Here is a 3,491-nt window from a genome sequence, read left to right on the forward strand (position 1 = left end):
CGACAAGCTCTGGTTCGTCCAGGCCGTCGCCTCCCGAATCGGACGGCTGGCCGTATGACATCGACAACGCTGCGCATCGCCGTTCTGGGCGCGGGTTCCATCGGAAGCCTCTTCGCCGCGAAACTCGCCGACGTAGGACACGACGTCACCCTGATCGTGCGCAACGAAGCCCGTCGCGCCTTCTTGAGCGAACAGGGTCTGGTGACACGTTCTCGGCTCACCGGCCGAACCGCGATCGCGCGGGTCGGCCTCGAACCCACTCTGCGGGAGAGCTACGACCTGGTCATCGTGGCCGTGCAGCGCCCGCACATCGACGCGCTGATTCCGACGCTGGCACGCAACGGATCTCGCGCGATCATGCTGATGTTCAACTGCGCTTCGGGAGCGGATCAATGGGCCGAACAAATCGGGGCGGAGCGACTTCTGTGGGGCTTTCCCGCCGTTCTCGCAGACCTGCGAGATCAGGTGCTGGAATATGCGATTGTGCCTGCGGCTCTGCGCTTTATGCAGATCACGACGATCGGCACGATCGACGGACGGACCACTCCGGAGCTCGAGGCCGCCAGGGATGCGTTCGATGGCGCGGGTATCCCCACGGTTGTGGATCCGGATATCGACGCCTGGCTCAAAACCCATGCGGCGTACATGGCTCCGATCATGGCGATGGGGTATGTCCCGGCCCCGCGACGGTTCGGCTCGCGGCTTCGCTGGGCCGACGCCCGCGCGCTCGCGGCAGCCATCCGGGCGGGCTTCGCGGCTGTCCGGGGAAACGATGTGCGCCTCACACCCGCCAACATGCGCTTCCTCGATCGGCTGCCCGCACCGCTCCTGACCGCTCTGCTGTGGACGGTGTTCTGGTCGCCGATGGCGAAGAGATCACTGAGCTCGCATTCGGGAGCCGCGCCCGGCGAGGTGGCGATGCTGCTGGCCGAGCTCGAGGCGCTCGCTGCCCGCGCGGGCACCGGGGCTGACCCGCTGCGCGCACTCGCGGCGCGGGTTCCCGCCAGCCGATAAAGGTCTTGCCGGAACGAGTAACTCATCGGCCGTCCGCAACCTGTGGTGAACGGTTCGCAATCCATAGATTCGATGTCAGCCCCAAGGAATCGAGAAACCGGAGGACGACGAAATCGTCCCGGGGACCACAGAATTCAAGGAGAGGACATATCATGGCCACCTCGAACAACCCCCTCTACTACCGCGATCAGCAAGCCTGGCGCGACCTTCAGGAATTCTTGCCGGCGCGCCTGCGGCTGGACGACACCAATGCTCCGGAAGAGGACTTCTGGGAATGGCGCGGCAACACCGTGCACCTGGACCGCTACCGCAACCCGAGCGCACCGGCCAAGGTGGTGCTGCACCACGGCGTCGGCACCAACGGACGTCAGATGAGCCTGATCCTGGGTGCACCACTGGCGGCACGCGGCTTCGAGACCGTCGCACTGGACAACCTCGGCTATGGATTGACCCGGGTCGCGCCGGGGACGGTCCCCAGCTACGACGACTGGGTCGATCTGGTCGTGGACTTCCTCGCCTACGAGCAGTCCCGTGACGACCGGCCGATCGTGCTGTACGGCCTGAGCGCGGGCGGCATGCTGACCTATCACGTCGCCGCCAAGGCCCCCAAGGGCACACTGCGCGGCATCGTCGGCATGACCTTCCTGGACCAGCGGAACCAGCAGGTCAAGGATGAGACCGCGCACGACATCGTCACCGCCCGCGCGGGCGGCCCGTTGATGGGAGCGCTGTCGCATACCCCGATGCGGGGCATGAAATACCCGATGACCCTGGCCTCGAAGATGTCGGCGCTGGTGAACGACAAGGCCGCGCTGAAGGTGATGATCGACGACCGGACCTCCGGCGGCAACTGGGTGCCGGTGAAGTTCCTGGCCTCCTACATGGGCTATCAGCCCGCGGTGGAGCCCGCGGACTTCGACGCCTGCCCGGTACTTCTCACCCAGCCCGCCGAGGACCGCTGGTCGCCACTGCACCTGAGCCAGCCGGTGCTGGACCCCATCACCAAGGTCCCGGTGCAGACGGTCATGCTCGACAACGCGGGCCACTATCCGATCGAGGAACCCGGCCTGCAGCAGATGCAGGACGCCATCGCGGAGTTCGTCACCAAGTACACGCAGTAGCCCGCACCATGTCGGAGAACCACGGAGTTACTAGAATCGGCAAGGAATTGTCCATCCGATTCATGGGAGCTCCGTGGTTCACTGGGACACTCCGCGCTCGACTATGGGCGCACTGCTCATGGTCGGACTCGGCCAGGAGAACGGCCTGTCGGTCGAAACCTGTTTGCGCGGAAGCGGCCTCACCGAGGCGCAGCTGTCCGATCCCAACGGAGTCGTGTACGCCACCGACGAACTGGCCGTCATCGCCAACCTGGTCCGCGAGCTCGGGGATCCGCCCGGGCTGGGCATCACGGCCGGTACCCGGTTCCGGCTCACGTCCTATGGGTTGTGGGGATTCGCCCTCGTCAGCAGCCCCACCCTGCGCTCGGCGATCCGTGTCGGGTTCCAGTTCGGCGAGCTGAGCTTCTCCTTGAGCGAGACCTCCACCCGCACCCTGGAAGGGGAATCGCAACTGGTGCTCGAACCTCTCGGCATCCCACCGGAGCTGCGCCGGTTCACCATCGAACGCGATGCCGCCGGGATTCGAACCCTGCAACGCGACCTGCTCGCCACCCCGATGCCCCTGGCTCGCGTCAGCTTCGCCTTCTCGGCTCCCCCTGCCGAGAAGCTGGGGCTCTACGAGGAAATATTCGGCATGACACCGGAATTCGACGCCGACGAGAACATCGTCGCCTTCGAGCGCGAACTGCTCGATGCCCCGCTCCCCCAGGCCAACGAACAGACCTCCGCCGTCGCCCTGCAACACTGCCGCGATCTGCTCGACCGTCGCCGCGCTCGCACCGGCATCGCCGGCCAGGTCCGCAACATCCTGCTCGAACACCTGGCCGATCCCCCCGACTCCGCGGCGGTCGCCGACACACTTCACCTCAGCGAACGCACCCTCCGCCATCACCTGGCCCAAGAGGGCACCTCCTACCGCGCCCTCCTCGACGAAATCCGCGAACGCCTGGCCGAAGAACTCCTCGTCAGCCAGGGCCTACCCGTCGCCGAAATCGCCCACCGCCTCGGCTACATCGAAGTCTCGAGCTTCTCCCAAGCCTTCCGCCGCTGGAAAGGCATGGGCCCCCGCGCCTTCCGCCAACTCCAGCCAGTTCACTGAGCCACTCCCGCTTCTCACGGATGTGCAGGTCGCTCAGCCGCGGGTTCGGTACGGAGACAGGAATGCGGCTACCAGGCGTTGGGCGGCGGTGACGGCCTGATCGGGTGCACTGCCCGACATCCCCAGAACTGGATCGAGGCCCTCGACATGCGGGGCCAGCGCGAGGTGAGGAAGGGCCAGCAGCAGTAGCGACAACAGCGCCTCGATATCGGCGTCCGGCTGGAATTGACCTGTGTCCGTTGCCTTTTCGATGAGAG

The 3,491-nt window shown here is 66.0% G+C and carries 3 protein-coding genes and 1 pseudogene; 3 read left to right on the plus strand and 1 reads right to left on the minus strand.

Features of this window, described 5'->3' with window-relative positions:
• The first annotated feature begins 54 nt into the window (after positions 1-54).
• The 3 genes from ACWELQ_RS41305 (at position 55) to ACWELQ_RS41315 (ending at position 3,234) form a co-directional block, all read left to right on the plus strand.
• Positions 55-1,014 (plus strand): ketopantoate reductase family protein, encoded by a 960-nt coding sequence (locus ACWELQ_RS41305; RefSeq protein ID WP_452402436.1) that lies wholly within the window; start codon positions 55-57, stop codon positions 1,012-1,014.
• 152 nt (positions 1,015-1,166) lie between these two features.
• On the plus strand, positions 1,167-2,135 hold the full coding sequence (locus ACWELQ_RS41310; RefSeq protein ID WP_452402437.1) for an alpha/beta hydrolase: 969 nt from the start codon (positions 1,167-1,169) through the stop codon (positions 2,133-2,135).
• 73 nt (positions 2,136-2,208) lie between these two features.
• A complete protein-coding gene (locus ACWELQ_RS41315) occupies positions 2,209-3,234 on the plus strand; it encodes an AraC family transcriptional regulator (protein WP_452402438.1) in 1,026 nt (341 codons plus the stop codon).
• A gap of 33 nt (positions 3,235-3,267) precedes the next feature.
• Here the strand turns inward: ACWELQ_RS41315 and ACWELQ_RS41320 are convergent.
• A pseudogene (locus ACWELQ_RS41320) lies at positions 3,268-3,491 on the minus strand (TetR/AcrR family transcriptional regulator); the annotation flags it as partial.

The organism is Nocardia sp. NPDC004722 (genome assembly GCF_053601505.1).